This is a genomic window from Granulicella rosea (genome assembly GCF_900188085.1).
Taxonomy (GTDB): Bacteria; Acidobacteriota; Terriglobia; order Terriglobales; family Acidobacteriaceae; genus Edaphobacter; species Edaphobacter rosea.
Genome location: NZ_FZOU01000004.1, coordinates 308,862 through 326,999, shown reverse-complemented (window position 1 = coordinate 326,999; position 18,138 = coordinate 308,862). Strand labels below are relative to the sequence as shown.

Genomic DNA, 18,138 nt, shown 5'->3' with positions numbered 1-18,138 from the left:
GTCCGCGAGGTTAAGTCTCATCCTTGAGAGGCCGCGTACTGCGCAAGAGACGGATCAACTGCTGGATAGGTCCTTGCGGGTCGGGTTCTTCATGGAGAACGATGCTCAAGGGGCGTAATGTCTGGGGCCTATCGATTCAACGACGAGAGCCCCGTTCCCGCGTCAGGCACCAAGGGGCTCTCGGATGTCTCGAATGCTCCATAGCCAACTAAGCTATGGGGCACAACAAGAACGAGCAACAACGAGAGATAGAAGCAGGTCCTTCGCTGCGCTCAAGATGACCGGTTTCTTATGAAGATGTTATGTGCCAAGATGCTATCCGCTCTAGTGAGCCTTGGTGGGAGAAGAAGCAACGACGATTTTGCCGCGAGGCTGCGGGGTCAGCACATCCTCGGTGGCGATGGGGCAGGGCTTGATTGTGCACTTGAGTTCGTTGGTCGGCGTCGTCTTTGTGTAGTTGTGGTTGAAGTCGGCATCCCCTGGCACCGTATAGACGATGACACGGCGACCAAGCGCATACTCGTCCGTTGTGGGGATAATGCGCGTTGCGTCGGCCTTCAGCCACTGCGTGAGGTAGGCCTTGGTATTGACCGCGCGATAGGCGGCCACATCGCTGAAACGGACATCGAGCCCCGTGGCGTCCTCGCGCATACGCTCCACGCCGTGCTCCGCCTCGGCATGGTCGTAGAGAGGATGCGCTATGCCGACGAGCACGACCTTGATGCCTGGCGTGTCCTTCAGCTTCTGAGCGGTCTGTTCCAGGCATGGCAACGCCTGGTCTTCGACGCGCGCGGGACGCCGGGCATCCTTGTCGAATTCGACGGAGCAGAGCTTCTCTACTCCGGGCGCAAGAGGAAGCTGTTGCGCGTGTAGATGAGCGGCCGCACCGGCGGTGAGCAGGGCCATTGCTGGCAGAAATGAGTTAAGTCTAAGCATCGGTCGTCTTTCCTGTTGTTCCATAGCTTTGGCTGGTCAACGGCTGGTGCTGCCCAGCCGTTGACCGGGGTTTGGATTACTTTGCGTTGAACTCGGCTGGAATGAGCGGCAAATTCGGAACGTCGTTGCCGCCGGGGATGAGCCCTTCCTGGCAAGCCTCTTCCCAGAGCTCGAACTTCGCCTGCGATTCCGGGGTGATGTCCTCGTTCGGCACACCGCCATCGCCGCCGAAGTATCCACGCTTCTCATCGACAGCGAAGGTCCAAGGACGCGTGTAGACGGATGGATCGTCGAAGGTTGCCTCGTAGCGCAGCGTATCTCGCCCGGTGAACTTGAAGCGCTCCGTATAGTGCACCTTATCGCTCGAGAAGTCTCCCGCACGGCTGAGGCGGCCTTTGGCGTTGTTGCTGGTGGTGTCGACGACGAGGGTGTTTCCCTCCCAGTGTCCGCGCGAGTCGCCCATCCACAGCTTCAGACCGTTGCCGATGTGCGGACGGTTGTCGAGATAGATGATGCGATACACCTCGGCGCCCGCGAAGAGAAGGATTACATAGCCTGGATACTGCTGAATCTTGACGTCGTGCCAGGTGAACTGGCGCACCGCGCCCAGCGGCCAGCAACGCTGCTGAGGATCGATATCGCCATAACGCGTGAACTCGTAGTAGTGAGCGAAGAGATCCTGCTGATGAGCGAGGGCTTCGGGCGTATAGGGGATGTCGTAGTTCGGCGTATCGATGATGCGGCTCGGTGCATTGCGTGCAACCCTTGGGGCTCGGGCCGGTGCTGTTGTCGGCGCGGCGTTGTCGGTATAAGCGACTGCAGGAGCTCCCGCGGCGCCCTGTCCGCCTGCGGCACGCTGGCGGCCTCCGCCCCGAGGTCCGTCGGGCTGCGCATGTACGATGGTGGGCGGATTGCCGTTGCCGCGCTGACCGGGGGCCTTGCCGGTGTTGGGATCGACCGATGGCGGGCCGCCGGCGTTGGCGGTTCCAGCGGCAGGTCTGGGGCCAGGAGGCGGCACACAGTTTACGTCGCCGTTGGTGGGATTGGTAAGGCAACCCATGCCGTAGTAGACCGCCGTCCATGTCCCTTGCACGTTCGGCTGACCGTCGCTCAGCGTCTCGAACTTGAAGGGTTTATCCGCCGGCGCCGATTTCGCGGGCGTCTGCGCGAAGGCAGGCATGCAGACCGCAGCCAGCGTCAGCGCCATTGCTTGATACTTATATCTCGTGTTCACTTGGAACTCTCCTGTCGCATTGCGTTGCAATTGAAAGCCACTGGCTACGGGTAATACTTCTCGTAGGGGAAGGCGTAGCAGACGTAGTCCAGAAGCTGGAAGTTCTTCTCCGTGCGCCGATAGAGGGTGATGTCGATGTGCCAGGGCTTGGAATAGACCTTGGGATCGTCGATCTCCACCTTGTAGTCGATGTGGTCGGCGTCGATGAGCTTGTAGCGCTCAACCACATGAAGCTCGGGGCTGATGTAGTCGCCTGCATGATCGAGCCAGATGTCGTTCAGAAAGTCGATGGAATCTACAACGAGCGTGTCGCCCTCCCACTTCGCACGCGAATCGCCGAGGTACCAGTTGATGTGTCCGGGCGGGTGCGGCGTTCCATTGGTGTAGAGGAAGCGATGCGCCTCCGCGTACTCATAGAGCACGGTGATCTTGTCGCCCTTGGGCAACTGGAAGATCTGGAAGGGCAGGTTGCGCGCATAGGTGATGCGCGGCACGCCCGGCAGATTGCACTTCGTCGTTACGGGATCGAGGCTGTTGCGCTGGGCATAGTTTTGATCGCGCTGCTTCTGCACCTCGGGCAGATAAGGAATCGTGTGCTCTTCGACGACGCTTTGCGCGCCGGGAGCGTACTTGTCGGCGACGTGATCCTGCAGGTCGACGTCGGCGCCGCCAATGGCCTGCCAGATGCCGTTGAAGTTGGGCTTGCCATCGGCGAGCCGCGGGATCGCCGCGGCGCGTGCAGCGGCTGCCGGCTTTGCCGATTGCCCTGAAGCGGAGGCAACCAGCAAAGCGCCGGCAAGGAGAGTAAGGCAGTGGGTCCTGCTGAAGATCATGACTTCCCTTTCGTTATTTGTCGCTGAAAACTACTGATTGCCTGGGTCGCCGGGCGCGCCGGTGCCGAGCGAGCCAGTGAAGAGGCTACGACCGTCGGGCAGCTTGACCGAGGTGCCGTTGATGATCTTCGCGCCGTTCTTGGCGAGGTAGCCGTTGACGGTCAGCTCGATACCCAGAGGAAAATCCGTCTCGCGCAGGCCGCGGCGCAGGAGCGCGTTGGGACCGCCGAACTCGACCGCCCAGTTGGTGGAGGTCTTATCGGGGTTCTGCACCTCGACGTAGATCCAGCCATGGGGGTTGACCCATGAGAGCTTGGTGAGCTTGCCGTGCAGGGTGATGGGCTTGCTCGCGTCGTACTCCGCGGCAAAGGAATGATGAGCAAACGCCGGCACAGCGGATAGGGTGACGATGCCGAGCGCAAGAACCGCGCCAATCAGTAGTTTCTTCATACGTTGTCTCCTTGGTGCTTCCGTGAGGTTGAGTTCTGGAACAACACTTGAGTTAGGCCGTCGGAACTCGGTGTAGCAGTTCCTGGCGAAGATAGCCGACATCTTGTCCTTTACACATAACCGATGACGCGTCCGGCAAAGCCTACAGAGAACCACAGCAGCAGCGAAGCTACTGCGCCGGCCTTTAGCAGCCTGCCCGTTCCCTCACGCTCGGGGAGGCCTCGAGCGACTCCGACTTGAAGTGCAAAGTGAACGATGAGCGCAATGACGAAGAACGCCATCTTCGCCTGAAATGCGGGGTTATGGTAGTAGCGCATCGTTCCGCCCGCATACATCAACAGACCGGAGAGGAACATGCCGATCACGCCGCCAACGGTGACAGGTAGAAGCTCGCGAGCAACCGCAGACACGGACTGAGTCTTGAAGCCCAGGTTGAGAAAGCGCAGATCGACGAGCAGAATGGCGCCGCCGAAAACGGCAAGGAACAAGAGATGCACGATCTCGATAGCCGGAAAGGCATACGACGAGTCGCGGATGTAAACGCCTAAGTGAGTCCGGCCCAACCAGTGACTTAGCAGTAACAACATAATTCTTGCCCCCTTCGGGCGAATTGCGGCATTGAGCATTCGGTATTAGGTGTTGACATAAGCGATTAAACGGCCCGCGACAATAATGCTTGCCCAGAGAACAAGAGAACTGACTGCCGCGAGCCTCGCTCGTAAAGGGGTTACGTTGGCGACATCCCATGTGTTGACCTTGCGGAAGATCGTCAGATGAAAGATCAGCGGGTTGATGCCAACGAGAAGCAAGAGCAGCATCTTGATGCGAAATGCCCAGTTGAAGTAGTTCGTCTGGGACTCTGCAATCGACAAAAGGAGTCCGGTAACGAACATGATGGCGAAGCCGATCCAAGTCCACGGAAGCACCTGGCGGGCGATGCGCGACACGGGCTCTTTCTTCATGATCCAACCCAACAGCCTCAGATCGAGAATGGCTACCGTGCCTACAACTCCCCCGATCCCAAGGGTGTGAATGGTCTCGAGAAAGGGAAAGAGATAAGCCGACTGCCGTATCGATGTGGAGAGGTGCGTCGTATAAACCCACTCGCAAAAATGTTGTAGTGCAGGCATCGGCTCATCCTTCCCTTGGTCTGAGGTGTGTTCTAAAACAGCAGCTTGATCCCGAGCTGATTCTGACGCGGGTTGCCTGTGATCGTGGTGATTGTGCCAAGCGTCGTTGGGGACTGAACGTTCAACGCCGGGGATCCATAATGGGGGCTGTTGGTTACGTTGAACGATTCGAGACGGAGTTGAGCCTGGAAGCGTTCATGGAAGACGAGCGTCTTGTGGATGCCCGCGTCGAGGTTGAGAATCCCCGGACCCGTGATGGCGTTCCGCGGCGCATTGCCGTAGGTACCCGAGGCTTGCACGGCAAAGGCGCTGGTGTTGAACCATTGCCCCGGAGTACGTGTCGCGACGCCGCTCGCATTGACTGCAGCTTTGGGATCGCCCACGAGGTTCGGCCGGTCCGCGGTGCCTCCGCTGTTGGAGGGATTCTTCGACTCCGTCAGATTGAGCGGCTGTCCAGAGCTGGCCGTAACGATCGGGCTGATACTCCATCCGCCAAAGGCGCCGTCCAACCAGCGATTCCATCCGCTGCCAACCAACTGGCCGCGTCCGAAGGGCAATGGATAGACCGCACTGCCGACGAAATGATGGCGCATGTCCGTATTCATCACCGCCCGCTCAACTGCGATGTTGGTTGGATCCTGAAAGTCCGCTACATCGCCAATTCCGATCGTCTTCGCGTACGCATACGACGCAATGAAAGTGACCCCCTTCGCATAGCGCTTCTCCGCCTTTGCCTGGAGCGCGTTGTACTGGCTCCAACCCTCTTTCCAGACACGGCTGACCGTGCCCAGTCCGATCGTCGGATTCCCTGCAACACCTGGGATCGTGGTTGTCTTATAGAGCCTGTTCGCGTTGATGCCGGCGGCGGGCAGTAGCGCGGTTGCAGTTGCTGGCGCCGGGTTGCCATCGACCTGCCACCAGTTATGGTCGAACTTATTGCCGTAGTAACCAACCTCCGCAACGATGCCGTAGGGCAATGCTCGCTGCACATTGAGGTTCCACGATTGATCGGTGGGAATCACCGCGTGGCGATCGAAGGAGACGAGCGATACGCCGGTTGCTCCATTCGCATTCGACAAGGAGAGAGCGTTCGCAGCGAAGCCATTTTGAAGGTACTGAAACTGCGTGGGAACATAGGAGCTTGGCGAGGTGGCCAGACGCAACTGATTGACGGGGGGATTGTTCTCCATCGACTGCATGCCGCCAATGGTGATGGCGTTGGAGTAGAAGATCCCGTAACCTCCGCGCAATACGGTCTTGCTATTCGGCCGACTGAAGGCAAAGCCGACGCGCGGCGCAACGTTCGTATAGCTGACGTTCTGTAGAGCACGTTGCGCGCGGCTATTGCCGTACTGTCCGGCATAGACCAGCTGTGGGTTCGCAGGGTTGCTGTCCTCATCGAAGTTGGCGATGGAGTTGAACTTGCTTACCGCCGGCGGGCTGAGCTCATAACGGATGCCGAGATTCAGCGTCAGGCTATGGCTGACCTTCCAGTCGTCCTGCACATAGAAGTGACTGTAGGGAGAGCGGAAGTTGAGAATGGACGGGCTGGAAAGCTGCTTCTTATCGGTGAGTCCGAGAAGAAAGTCCGCGAAGCGCTGATCGTTTCCAGGCGTCGCGGTGGGCGATTTGGAGGTGTATTGCCCATTGAAGTCGAAGATGCCGCTGGTGAGCTGAGAGCTGTTGAAGTTGGTCTGTAGCCAATACTCCTGCCAGCCGAACTGCAGCGTGTGCGCACCCTTGGTCCAGATGATGGCTGCGGCTACTTCGCGGTTCTCGCTGTTATCGGAGTTGGGAACATTGCTGGTGCCGATGGTCGCAAAGCTCGTCATCGTGATCTCGGTAAAACCTGGCGCTGTTGCAGCCACGCCTGGTATCCCGACGCCGGTCAGGCTCTGATTCGGAAAGTTCTGCACCCACTTGATGCTGTTCCACCCGGCCCGCACCGAACCAAGCACGTTGGGCGAAAACTGCGTGTTATAGCCGACGACAAAGGCCTGGGCATTGACTGTCTGGGCTCCGCTGCCGGCGTAGTACTGTCCGTTCAAAGGCGGCAGCGAAGCGGAGATCGCGCCCTGATTCTGTTCGGAGCTGTAGCGTCCGAAGATGCTTTGCTTGGCGGTCAGAACTGCATCGGCACGCAGATCCCAGCGATAGTTATTGGTGCTGCCGTTCTTGTTGTAGAAGTAGTTGTTGCCGCCGGCATATACGCCAAGCGGCTCCGGGTAATACTGAAGCAGACTCTTCGCAATGGGATCGATGCGGCCCGTAGGGATCTGATTGCCCGAGAAGGCCGTCGTACGCGTTACGGTCGAGCCTGAGACGGTGTAGCCTGCCGTCGGATCGTAGATCGCCGAAGAGAACAGGCCGCTCTTCTGCGCATCGGTCGGGACGAGCGTATAGGCAGTCGTGGCGGAGCGCAGACGAAAGAACTCTGCATCTCCAAAGAAGAAGGCGCGATCCTTCTTGATCGGTCCGCCGATCGTGCCTCCAAAGTCGTTGTACTTGAAGGGCAGCTTGGTCGCGGACAAGTCTGGAAGCGCGTCCACCGCGTCGTTGCGAATGAACTCGAAGCCGCTGCCATGAATCGTATTCGAACCCGACTTGAGATTCACGCTGACGACGCCCGACGACGACCGTCCGTACTCTGCCGAGTAACTCGTTGTCACGACTTTGAATTCACTGATGGCGTCGACCGAAGGTTTGATGACCTCCTTCTGCCCATCGTGGCTGGTGAGGATCTGCTGGTTGTATTGTCGATGCCGTCGAGCAGAAATGCGGCCTGCGCGCTTGCCTGTCCACCAATGCTGATGCCACCGCTCGAGTTTCCCGGAGTTGTACCAGCCGAGAGCGTTGCGAGTTGCAGATAGTCGCGACCATTGCTGCCGCCGTTGAGTGGGAGTTCCTGAATCTGTTGTGTGGTGATGACGGTCCCCACGGTGGAATCCGAGCGCTGCAGCAGCTCTTCCGTCGTGGCCTTCACCTCGACCGTCTCGCTCACATCTCCAGGCGTGAGCGCAGCGTTGATCTGGCGCACGGAGCCAATGTCGAGATGGACGCCGTTCTCAACATAGTGGCGGAAGCCGGGGCTCTGAATGCCGACCGTATATTCGCCGATCTTCAAGGGCGGCGTGCGGTATTCCCCCAGACCATTGGTCCTGGATGTCGTGGTCACGCCGGTGGCGACGTTGCGGATCACGACGGTGGCGCCATCGATGGCGCGCTGGGTCGAATCGGTCACTGTTCCAGTAACGATTGCGTCCGTCGCAACCTGGGCGTGTGCGCTAGCGGCGAACAACACAACCGCGGACGCGGATAGAATATGCTTTCTCGACATCGAACCTCTCGTGACACCCTTTGTGAACAGGGCTTGCTGTGGGATTACTGCGTTTGACCCACATTCTTCCTGGAAAATTGAGCGTGGCTTTCCTGGGTCGGCACGCTGTCGCCTGCGCCGCCATCACTTACCTGGCGACACAAGCAACGCGATACCGTACTGGAATATACGCTGCTGCTTATGGGTGAACTAACTGCGACTTACTTCAACAAGTCTGCAATCTTTGTAATTCCTGCAACGGCACAAGCCTCATCCTTCTCTCCGCCTGGGGCACCACTTACTCCGATTGCGCCGATGACGTCGTTCCCTGCCTTGATCGGCACGCCGCCCTGCGCACCGACAGTACCCTCGATGACCGGCGGCGGTGTCGTGGCCGCAGCCCAGGCCTTTGCCGTCTCGCCTGAGGTGCGTTTGAAGGTCAGCGCCGTATAAGCCTTGCGGCGGCTGTGTTCAAGCGTGTGGGGACCGGTTCCATCCCCACGTACCTGAAACTTGACCAGACCGCTGCTATCGAGGATCGTCAGACTCACCTTGTAGCCATCGGCATGGCACTTATCGAGCGTTCCATGAGCGATCGCAAGAGCCGCTTCTACCGATAACGATTTCTGAGTGACGAGGGTCTGCGCTTCGCATATGCCGGCGAAGCTCAGAGCAAACAATGCAGCGGCGAGATAAGTGAGAGCGATCTTGTTCATTGTCTTAGTGAGCTGCCGCTTCAGCGGGGTGTGCGCCTGCGGCTGCGGGAGCGGGCGGAGGAACGGGAATCTTCACGGCAAGCTTGCCGCCGTCGAGCTGGTAGGTATCCGCACCGACTGCGCCAAGCACCTTGAAGCCGGCATCTTCCAGCTGATCTCCTGCGGCGCCCGCGCGGGCGGCATGGTTGGAGACGGTGATGATGCCGCGATCCCTGGGAATCTCGTTGAGATGCTGCTTGAGATCCTTGATCTGGATGCTCAGGTAGACAGGAAATCCGCCGATGGTCGACACTTCATCCGGCCGACGCACGTCCACCAGAAGCACCTTCTCGGGATGTGCGAGGTAGGCATCGAATTCAGCGTTGGTCAGTGTTTTCGTGCGGGCCGGCTTGCGAGCGTTGGCTCCCGCAGCGGGCTTTGCTGCCTCCTGGGCAAAGGCGGCGGTGGACAGCATGGCGATGACGACGAGCTTCTTCAGCATTTCGGCTGTTCCTCTCACGGTTGAAAGATGACGTGGGTAGTTGCGCAGATATGAGGCTGCCGAAGAGGTTGCAGCCGGCCTGTCTTTGCGGAGATAAGCGCAGACAAGCCGAGCATACGACTTCGAGTCGAGGGCTCATGTTCCGATGTAAGTTCGGGAGATTTTCAGCTTGATCGCTGGAAAAAGCCCGCCTCTTCAAGATCGAGTGGCGGGCTTTTACTTATGTTGCAGATCGGAAATCGCAGCAGAAGCTAGTAAGTCGCACACACCATCGGACACCATGAACGCGAGATGTTCAGGGTGCAACAACAATTGGTGTGAGGCTGTGTGTGCATGAAACTAACCGTAATGAGGTTGATATCTTTTGTCAAGCGAGGTTGAGAAAAAATTACATGCCGCCTTGCCGAGTTATCGGCCTGTGCTACTCTACGTTCATGAAGCTTGCCCGCCAGATGAACGCTTGTTGTACCGCTTGTAGGAGCGGTGCGTGTGTGTCTTCCGGTATGAGGCGATGTAAGAGCTAGATAGCCATTCGTTCGCTTCCGCCTCTGGAAGGCCACCCGACCCACCGCCCGAAGTTCAATGGCTGGTGGGTTTTCTGCGTGATGGACCAACGGTGCGCAAGTTCGAAGCATTCCTCATCCCGTGACCAAAGTGCGATGCTGTTTCGCCGCGGTGCCGCGATCTCACTCACTCTCAACTCAAAAGGAGAATCCTTTGAAGAATCTGCTGGCTACTCTATGGCTCGTTTCGATGACGAGCATTGTTTTCGCTCAAGCTCCGCCCAACCCACAGACTCCTCGTCCAGCATCCATCGACCTTGCAACCGCCCGAAGATTGGTGGCCGCGGCGGAGCAGACTGCCAAGGCCGCCAATGCCAAGGTCGGCATCGCAGTCGTCGATGCGAATGGCGATCTTGTGCTGCTGGAGCGTCTCGATGGATCCACCGGCCGCGGAGTGATCAGCGCCGAGGGCAAGGCGCGGGCGGCCATCCTCTTCGGGCTGCCGACAAAGCAGGTGGAGGACATCGTTGCATCGGGAAAGCCTGTGACGGCCAATGTGACCTTGATCGCGGCGGGCTCGCACGAGATTACGATTCACCAGGGTGGATTCCCAATCATCAAGGACGGTAAAGTCATAGGCGGCATCGGCGTGGGCGGATCGGCCTCATCGGAAGATGAGCGCTTTGCCAAAGCGGGACTGGACGCGCTCGAAGCAAAGTAAGCTTGCTTCTGCTAGCGTGGCGATACGGACGATGAGCGATTGCAAGTCCATGTACGGCGCCTGCGTGACGCAGCCAAGCCTTTCATGCCGCGTCCTTGGGCGAGTGGCCTGGCTTGTCCCATGGCGTTGTCGGACTCGTTAGCAAATCGACCAAGCCGCGCCTGCATTGCTAAGCAGCCGTCGTTCCACGCGTTATCATCAGCCGGAGAAGAAATGTTCAGAGGTCTATCGAGCGGAATCGCAGCCATCACTGGATTGCGCTCGGCCTTTCTCTTTTTCGTATTTCTTTTTCTTGTCGTCGGATGGATGTGTGCCGCAACCGGCGGAAGCATCTCCGGCACGGTGCTCGATCAGACTGGGGCCGCTGTCTCCGGCGCGACGATCGCGCTGGTGAACACCGGCCAGAAGACGACCTTCCACGCGCTCTCGAACAGCAAGGGGTTTTACTCCTTCCCCAATCTTCCTGTCGGTCATTACGATCTGACGACCGCTGCGACAGGCTTCTCTCCTCAGCGGAACAAAGGCCTCGTCGTCGACACCGACTCCGCCATTCAGGTCGACATCCAACTTACGGTGGGGTCCGATGCACAGACGGTTACGGTCGAAGCCGCCTCGGACAACATCCACGTCGAAACCTCCGCCACGCACCTCGGTGAGGTGGTCTCGGCCGCGCAGATGACGGCGCTTCCCCTCAACGGCCGCAGCTATACCGATCTGCTCGCTATCCAGCCGGGTGTTGCCCCCATCTCGACGCTGCTGCCCAGCTCCGTCATCATGGCCGGTGTCACGGGCGGCATCAATCCTTCGGGAGACGCTAACTCGGGCAACCTCTCCATCAACGGGCAACGAGAGTCCGCCGAAGGCTTCATGGTCAACGGGATCGATGTGCAGGAGCACATGAACGGTGGCACCAACATCGTGCCCAACCTTGACTCCATCGAGGAGTTCCGTGTCCTGACAAACAACTTCGACCCCGAGTATGGCAACTACAACGGCGGCATCGTCACGGTCGTCAGCAAGTCCGGCAACGATCGGTTCCATGGCAGCGCCTTCGAGTTCTTCCGCAACACCGCGCTCGACGCCCGGGGCTACTTCGACCCCACGCGCTCCGCCTACAACCAGAATCAGTTCGGCGGTGCCATCGGCGGCCCCATTGTGAAGGACAAGGTCTTCTTCTTCACCGACTACCAGGGCACACGCACCACGCAGGGCATCTCGACCGGCAACATCTCCGTACCGACTCTCGCACAGCGCAGCGGCACCTTCGACGACCTCACCGGCTCCGTCAGCGGACCTTATCTTGCATCGCTCCTCACGCAGGAACTAGGCTACGCTGTAACCTCCGGAGAGCCATACTCCCAGGTCTTTCCAAACGGCACCATTCCTCAGAGCGCATGGTCGGCTCCAGGCAAGACCCTGCTCAGCTACATCCCGTACCCAAATATCTCTGCAGGTCAGTTCTCTACCTCGGCCAATGCGCAGACCGTCCGCGACGACAAAGGATCGGTACGGCTCGATGGCAACACTCGCATCGGCCAGCTTTCGGGATACTACTTCGTCGACGACTATCGCCTCGACAACCCCTATCCCGGCTCGGTCGCTGGTGCCAGCATCCCCGGCTTCGACGCGCTATACATCGGACGCGCGCAACTCCTTTCCGTGGGCGTCACCAACGTCATCCGCTCCAGCACAGTCAACGAGTTTCACCTCGGCCTGCTACGCAACAACAACATCATCGGGCAGCCTCGTGAAGGTCTCGGCGTGAGCCGCGCTTCGCAGGGCTTTGCCTCCAGCTCGGATGGAGGAATCTACGTGCAGGCGCCGCAGTTCGAAGGCGTCGAGAACGTGACTTTTCCCTCGTTTGTCATGGGCGTGCCGATCACCAACGAGACCCAGATCAACAACACCTACTATGTGAGCGACGGACTCTCGCGCGTCTTCGGTTCGCATACCCTCAAGCTTGGCGGGCAGTTCCATATCGACCAGGTCAACGAGCATCCGAATGCCACCTTCAATGGCACCTTCAACATCAACGGTACCGAGACCGGCAACCCTTATGCCGATCTGCTGCTCGGTACGCCGAGCAACTTTACCCAGTCCTCCGGCCAGCCCTTTTACCTGCGCAACCGCTACCTTGGCCTGTACGCGCAGGATAGCTGGCGCGCGCGCAGCGATCTCGTCGTCAACATCGGCGTGCGCTGGGACCGCATCATGCCATGGTGGGAGAAGTACAACCAGATCCAGACCTACATCCCCGGCCAGCAGTCGGTCCTCTATCCCGGCGCGCCCCTGGGCTTCGTCGTCGCGGGCGACCCCGGCGTCCCCAGCACCATCGCCCCGACCGGCAACAGGAACTTCGCGCCGCGCCTCGGACTTGCCTACTCGCCGAAGTTCCAGACAGGCTTCCTGAGCAAGCTCTTCGGTACCGGCGGACAGAGCAGCATCCGTGCAAGCTACGGGCTCTTCTACACCGCAATTCCAGGCCTGGCCACCGGCATCATGTACGCCGTTCCGCCCTTTGGCTACAACTACCTGAGCCCCGGCCCGCCGCTGCTCGATCGCCCCTTTATCACCGCTGCGACAGGTCTGAACAACGGCCAGCGCTTTCCCTTTCCGTTCCCGTCGCACAGCATATCCCGGTCGAATCCGGACAACGCCGTAGACTGGAGCAACTTCACGCCCATCTCTGCCGACCCGCTCTTCGATCACGCGGCGCGCGCACCGTACATCGACAACTACATGCTCTCGATCCAGCGACAGATCTCGAACCAAACGCTCCTCACCGTAAGCTACGTCGGCAACCAGGGACACCACATCTTCACGCTCGTATCCGCCAACCCCGGCAATCAGGCGCTCTGCCTCAGCCTTCCAGGTTGCGGGCCCTTCGGCGAAGATTCGCCCTACACCGACGCCTCCGGTAAGTCGTATTAGGGTACGCGCGTAGGCCAAGGACCTCTCTTCGGAGAGAACACCGCCGACAGGTCCATCGCCAACTCAAACTACAACGCACTCGAGACAACGCTGCACTGTACCGCCCACGGTTCGCAGTTATCGCTCAGCTACACCTTTGCGAAGTCCATCGACCAGGGTTCGAACCTCGGCGAGCAGTTCGATCCGTTGGACGCGCGTCACACCCGCACCATCTCTGCCTGGGATATGAAGCACTCCTTCATCGGCACCTATCAGATCGCGCTGCCCTTTGCTGCTTTCTTTCACAGGAATAACCGGCTTATCGGCGGCTGGACTCTATCTGGAACGGCTCGCTTCGCCACCGGCTTTCCAGTCACCCTGTACGATAACTCCGATAACTCACTGCTGGGCACGCTCGGCAACGGCGCCAACAACTATCTTCTCGATACACCGCGATACCTCGGCGGCCTACTGAAGATCAACACGAATGGTCGCAGCCGCGAGCCTGCCTTCGATATCTCACAGTTCAACAAAGAGGCGGAAGGCCAACTTGGCAACGCCAGGCGGCGCATGTTCTACGGACCCGGTATCGACAACTTCGATATGACCTTCAAGAAGACCCTGCGCCTTACGGAGAGCAAATCGATCGACCTTCGCGTTGAGGCCTTCAACGTCTTCAACCACGCTCAGTTCTATGGTCCCGCATCGGTGGATGGCCAGATCGAGGATCCTGAGTTTGGAGCTATCGACCACGCGGCGGATCCTCGCCTTATTCAATTAGCGGCAAAGTTCACCTTCTAAGACGATCTTATGGCTTGATTCGATGCTGCCGTGAAATAGAGAGAAAACAGTCGTAACTCGATCTATCCTTGACATACTACGCAAAGGTCGATAAGTTCTAATTATGCGCATGCAATTTACAGGTTGTTGTTGCCCCTCCACTCTTGGATAGTGTGGCGGCCAGCCTGTTTACGGCACTCTTCGATTCATCGCGCCCCGTTGCTGTGATCCTGCATATCCTCCAACAAACCAACTGAAACTCCTAGCGACTGCGTCCCGCAGTAAGAATTCGCACTGTCTTTGTGCGCTTCTTATGTGGTGGCCACGTTCGAAAAGGAGTCCGATGGCGTGTTCTTTCTGAATACCGAATCCCTGTCTTTCGGGATAACGCAGATACGCGCCTGTAACTATCCCTAAGCCATGCACTTATAAGACGCAGCTATTGTGAATGGGCTGTGCAAAGCTTCATAGCGAAAAACAATGCCCCGCGTGGCCGACTTACACAGCCGCACCGCGTTACACGGTGGCTACGCAGTCAAGACGAACTTCGCCTCGGCACAAACAATTCCAGGAGACCATCATGTTTGCTCTACGTTCTTCGAGTTCATGCAGCGGAAAAAGGATGCGCCTCTTCCCGCTGCCCGCATTGTTCGCCGTTCTAACGACCACTACGGTTCTTGCACAGGTTGATAACGGAATTATTACCGGCGTGGTGAAGGATAGTTCCGGCGCCGCGATCGACAAGGCGCAGGTGACCCTGCGCAATACGGCGACTGGGTTAACGACCACCACCTCGACCAACGGAAGCGGCATTTATGTTTCTCCACCCCTGAGCCCCGCCGAGTACGATATCAGGGTCGAGGCCCCCGGCTTCAAAGGTGAGCTCGAGCATGTCAAGCTGGACGTCGGACAGCGGGTCACGGAAAATGCCACCCTGACCATTGGAGCCGCTTCTGACACGGTTGAAGTGGAAGGGACAACCCAACAGCTCAATACCGAGAGCGCGACGATCTCCGATGTCCGCACCGAACAGCAGGTCCACGATCTTCCTCTCAACGGTCGCAACTTCGCCGAGCTGCTGGGTCTGAGTGCGGGCGTCATTCCGGCAAGTCCCCAGGCTACAACGGTCACTATCAGCGAGTCGCGTCAGCAGGCCGACTTCTCCACCAACGGACTCGGTTCGACCGACAACCGCTTTCTCTTCGACGGCATCGCCGACAATCAGAATCACAGCGGGAATGGCGCCATCATCTTCCCGCCGATCGATGCCCTGGAAGAGTTCCGTGAAGAAAATGTCGATGCCGATGCACGTTACGGGCGCACAGACGCTGGCACCGTTAACGTAATCTATAAATCCGGAACCAGCCATTACCACGGAGAGGTCTTCGACTTCTTGCGCAATTCCGTGCTCGATGCCAAGAACTACTTCGATACCGGCGCCAAGCCCGGTTTCCGCTTGAACACTTTTGGCGGAACCTTCGGCGGTCCGCTCTGGCCGTCGGCCCATCCGAGGACATTCTTCTTCGCCGACTACAACGGTCAGCGCGAAAGCCAGGGCCTGACCTATGTGAACACCGTGCCAAAATGGGGACCGCAGGGCGTCGGCGACTTCTCCCTCTACTCAACAAAAGTGGTCGATCCACAAACCGGGGTCCAATTCCCGGGAAATGTCATCCCGCTTTCGTATATTAGCGGCTCTGGCGCTTATCTTCCTACCGGAGGCAGCGCTCTGCAAGGTCAGTTTGCGAGTCAGGGCTACAATTCGCAGGTCGCGCAAAATGTCTTCGGACTGTATACAAACTATGGCGTGACCGCGACGCCCAACCTGCCGGGCACGGCGAATGGCACAGCGAACAATTATCTGTATAACCCTTCGCGCATCGATAACTCCAACGCCTTCGACGTGAAGGTGAACCGTCAATTCAGCGATGCTGACAGCGGCTTTGTTCGTTTCAGCTACGAGCTCGACAACATCGTTCAACCCGGAAACCTTCCCAATCCTTTAGAGGGTGGAAGCACCTTCGGATTTGAGCACGAGCCGGCCTATCAGACAGTCTTCAGTGAAACTCACGTCTTTTCACCGCGCCTGCTGAACACCCTCCACTTCGGCTGGTCCCGCCTCTTCATCACGACGAAAAACTTTGATGCGCCGCTGAATCTGCCGACCGCCCTTGGCATTCCCGGAATCATCGTTCCCGACGATTTACTCCATACCAACGGTTTGCCGATCTTTCAGTTGAGCGGAGGCACCAGCACGATCGGCGATCCGAGCAACGTCCCCGACCAGCTTGGCACCAACAACTATGAGGAGACCGACTCTGTCACTTTGACTCGCGGCAAGCACTCCCTCGAGTTTGGTACGGATATCTACCGGATGCAGTACAACGTGTACATGGATAACGACGAGCACGGTCTTTACTCCTTCACCGGGAACTACACCGCCGCGACCGTGAACGGCTCGAAGGTGGCCGGCCTGGGACTGGCCGATCTGCTGATCGGCGCTCCCGCCTCGGGAATTTATTCCCACGAGGCCGGAACCCGCGGAGCACGCCAGCTTGACCTGGGCTTCTACGCGCAGGACAACTACAAGGTGAGCAATCGTCTTACCCTCAATCTCGGCCTGCGCTATGACAACTTCCTCGGCTGGCCCTGGACGGAGGTGAGAAATCGCATGTACCAGTTCCTTCCCTCCCTGTCGACGACGCAGGTCTTTCAAGTAGGCACCAACGGCATTCCAAGAAGCGGTGCCAACGGCAGTAATACCAACTTCCAACCCCGCATCGGCTTCGCTTACAGCCTGACTCCGAAGACCGTCGTCCACGCCGGATATGGCATCTACTTCGGAGCACCCTCCGTGATCGATACCGCAACCCTGCTTCAGAATGCGCCAGCGATCGATTACTACTCGTTCACCAATCCGGGATTTGGTGCCTCGGGCTTCACATGGCTGTCGAACGGCTTTGTGCACGCTACAGCTACCGATCCTGCCAATCTGCCGAAGGGATCGCCTCTGAACGCTCTCGATCCCAACTCCAGAAATCCGTACACCGAGCAGTATCACGCCAGCGTGCAGCAGCAGATCGGATCCGCCAGCACGGTCACAGTCTCGTATGTTGGAAACGTCGCGCGGAACCAGCTAGGAACCTACGCCATCAACCAGCCCACGCCGGGAACTTCGGCGACGACCCTGCAGGCTCGCCGGCCCTATACCTATTTCGGAAATATCAGCCAGCAGCGAAGCAGTCAATACTCGAACTACAACAGCCTGCAGATCACGGCGGACCGTCGCACGAAGACTTTGAACTTTCAGTTCTCTTACACCTATAGCCACGCTTTGAGTGCAGGAGTGAATCAGAACTACTACAACCCGGCACCCGACTACGGGAATTCGGCTTACGACATTCCCAACCGGTTCGTTGGCAGCGTCACCTATGCGCTGCCGTTCCAGGGTTCAGGCTGGTATCGCCCAGCGGTCCGGGGATGGCAGTTGAACGCCATCCTGAGCTACTCCGACGGCCTACCCTTCTCCGTGTCCGCAGGTTCCAACACGCTCTACAACGGCACCACGTCGCGGGCCAACCTTCTTCCCGGCAACGGCAATGGATCGCTGCCAAGCAACCAGCGTTCCGTGACACAGTGGTTCAACACGGCGGCGTTCGCCAACCCCGGCGCACAACAGTGGGGAAACTCCGGCCCCAATATTCTGCAGGGTCCAGGTACCAAAAATGTCGATTTTTCGGTATTCAAGAATATTAAGTTGACCGAATCGAGAGGCGTGCTGCAGTTGCGTAGCGAGTTCTTCAACCTCTTCAACACTCCGCAGTTCAACAATCCAAACTCCACCGTCGGAGGCGGCTTTGGAACCATCACCTCTGCGGGTTCTCCGGTAACACTGCAGCGTATCTCACGCGAGATTCAACTCGCGGCGAAGGTCACATTCTAAAGTCAGGGCCGGCTGTAGAGTGGCAGCGCATCGACGCGGTGCCACTCTACAGCCGATTATCCCTGGACACCCTTCACCCGTCCGAGATACCTGTCATCCTTTTCGCAACGGAGGACCTGATTTCAGACCGCCTCAGGCAATATCACGCTTTCGCTGAAGCGCTCCATCGCTTCCAGCTGCGGGCT

12 protein-coding genes and 1 pseudogene are annotated in these 18,138 nt (G+C 58.5%); 3 read left to right on the top strand and 10 right to left on the bottom strand.

Annotated features, from left to right (window positions below; all coding sequences use genetic code 11):
* Window positions 1-324: 324 nt before the first annotated feature.
* From CHB87_RS13290 to CHB87_RS13245, 10 genes are all read right to left on the bottom strand, one after another.
* Window positions 325-936 (bottom strand): hypothetical protein, encoded by a 612-nt coding sequence (locus tag CHB87_RS13290; protein WP_142988346.1) that lies wholly within the window; start codon window positions 934-936, stop codon window positions 325-327.
* Window positions 937-1,012: 76 nt separating this feature from the next.
* Window positions 1,013-2,170, bottom strand: coding sequence for a hypothetical protein (locus CHB87_RS13285; RefSeq protein WP_142988345.1), 1,158 nt, complete (start codon window positions 2,168-2,170; stop codon window positions 1,013-1,015).
* A gap of 44 nt (window positions 2,171-2,214) precedes the next feature.
* Window positions 2,215-3,003 (bottom strand): hypothetical protein, encoded by a 789-nt coding sequence (locus CHB87_RS13280; RefSeq protein ID WP_217897055.1) that lies wholly within the window; start codon window positions 3,001-3,003, stop codon window positions 2,215-2,217.
* A 30-nt stretch (window positions 3,004-3,033) separates the two neighbouring features.
* The gene (locus CHB87_RS13275; RefSeq protein WP_089408922.1) at window positions 3,034-3,453 is read right to left on the bottom strand and encodes a DUF6152 family protein; all 420 of its coding nucleotides are present in this window, start codon (window positions 3,451-3,453) and stop codon (window positions 3,034-3,036) included.
* A gap of 110 nt (window positions 3,454-3,563) precedes the next feature.
* Window positions 3,564-4,079: a DUF6644 family protein gene (locus CHB87_RS13270; protein WP_142988344.1), complete on the bottom strand. Its 516-nt coding sequence runs from the start codon at window positions 4,077-4,079 to the stop codon at window positions 3,564-3,566.
* Between the two features lie 6 nt (window positions 4,080-4,085).
* The gene (locus CHB87_RS13265) at window positions 4,086-4,583 is read right to left on the bottom strand and encodes a DUF6644 family protein (RefSeq protein ID WP_089408920.1); all 498 of its coding nucleotides are present in this window, start codon (window positions 4,581-4,583) and stop codon (window positions 4,086-4,088) included.
* Between the two features lie 32 nt (window positions 4,584-4,615).
* A complete protein-coding gene (locus CHB87_RS13260) occupies window positions 4,616-7,252 on the bottom strand; it encodes an outer membrane beta-barrel protein (protein WP_089408919.1) in 2,637 nt (878 codons plus the stop codon).
* Window positions 7,249-7,824 carry a carboxypeptidase-like regulatory domain-containing protein gene (locus tag CHB87_RS13255; protein ID WP_176441749.1) on the bottom strand — a complete coding sequence of 192 codons (576 nt, stop codon included), beginning with the start codon at window positions 7,822-7,824 and terminating at the stop codon, window positions 7,249-7,251. Before CHB87_RS13255 ends, CHB87_RS13260 begins: the two co-directional genes overlap by 4 nt.
* Before the next feature lie 296 nt (window positions 7,825-8,120).
* Window positions 8,121-8,615, bottom strand: coding sequence for a GlcG/HbpS family heme-binding protein (locus CHB87_RS13250; RefSeq protein ID WP_089408917.1), 495 nt, complete (start codon window positions 8,613-8,615; stop codon window positions 8,121-8,123).
* Between the two features lie 4 nt (window positions 8,616-8,619).
* A complete protein-coding gene (locus CHB87_RS13245; RefSeq protein ID WP_089408916.1) occupies window positions 8,620-9,096 on the bottom strand; it encodes a rhodanese-like domain-containing protein in 477 nt (158 codons plus the stop codon).
* 717 nt (window positions 9,097-9,813) lie between these two features.
* On the opposite strand from CHB87_RS13245, the gene CHB87_RS13240 reads away from it, so the two are divergent.
* From CHB87_RS13240 to CHB87_RS13230, 3 genes and pseudogenes are all read left to right on the top strand, one after another.
* Entirely contained in the window at window positions 9,814-10,320 is a 507-nt protein-coding gene (locus tag CHB87_RS13240; RefSeq protein WP_142988343.1) for a GlcG/HbpS family heme-binding protein, read from the top strand.
* Window positions 10,321-10,404: 84 nt separating this feature from the next.
* Window positions 10,405-14,031 (top strand): annotated as a pseudogene (locus tag CHB87_RS13235) (TonB-dependent receptor).
* A gap of 601 nt (window positions 14,032-14,632) precedes the next feature.
* Window positions 14,633-17,953 (top strand): TonB-dependent receptor domain-containing protein, encoded by a 3,321-nt coding sequence (locus CHB87_RS13230; RefSeq protein WP_176441748.1) that lies wholly within the window; start codon window positions 14,633-14,635, stop codon window positions 17,951-17,953.
* Window positions 17,954-18,138 lie beyond the last annotated feature (185 nt).

What these genes read in the sequence shown, in the direction of transcription:
- CHB87_RS13290 (WP_142988346.1), bottom strand. Translation starts at nt 936, where the DNA reads ATGCTTAGACTTAACTCATTTCTGCCAGCAATGGCCCTGCTCACCGCC.
- CHB87_RS13280 (WP_217897055.1), bottom strand. Translation starts at nt 3,003, where the DNA reads ATGATCTTCAGCAGGACCCACTGCCTTACTCTCCTTGCCGGCGCTTTG.
- CHB87_RS13275 (WP_089408922.1), bottom strand. Translation starts at nt 3,453, where the DNA reads ATGAAGAAACTACTGATTGGCGCGGTTCTTGCGCTCGGCATCGTCACC.
- CHB87_RS13270 (WP_142988344.1), bottom strand. Translation starts at nt 4,079, where the DNA reads ATGCTCAATGCCGCAATTCGCCCGAAGGGGGCAAGAATTATGTTGTTA.
- CHB87_RS13265 (WP_089408920.1), bottom strand. Translation starts at nt 4,583, where the DNA reads ATGCCTGCACTACAACATTTTTGCGAGTGGGTTTATACGACGCACCTC.
- CHB87_RS13250 (WP_089408917.1), bottom strand. Translation starts at nt 8,615, where the DNA reads ATGAACAAGATCGCTCTCACTTATCTCGCCGCTGCATTGTTTGCTCTG.
- CHB87_RS13245 (WP_089408916.1), bottom strand. Translation starts at nt 9,096, where the DNA reads ATGCTGAAGAAGCTCGTCGTCATCGCCATGCTGTCCACCGCCGCCTTT.
- CHB87_RS13230 (WP_176441748.1), top strand. Translation starts at nt 14,633, where the DNA reads ATGCGCCTCTTCCCGCTGCCCGCATTGTTCGCCGTTCTAACGACCACT.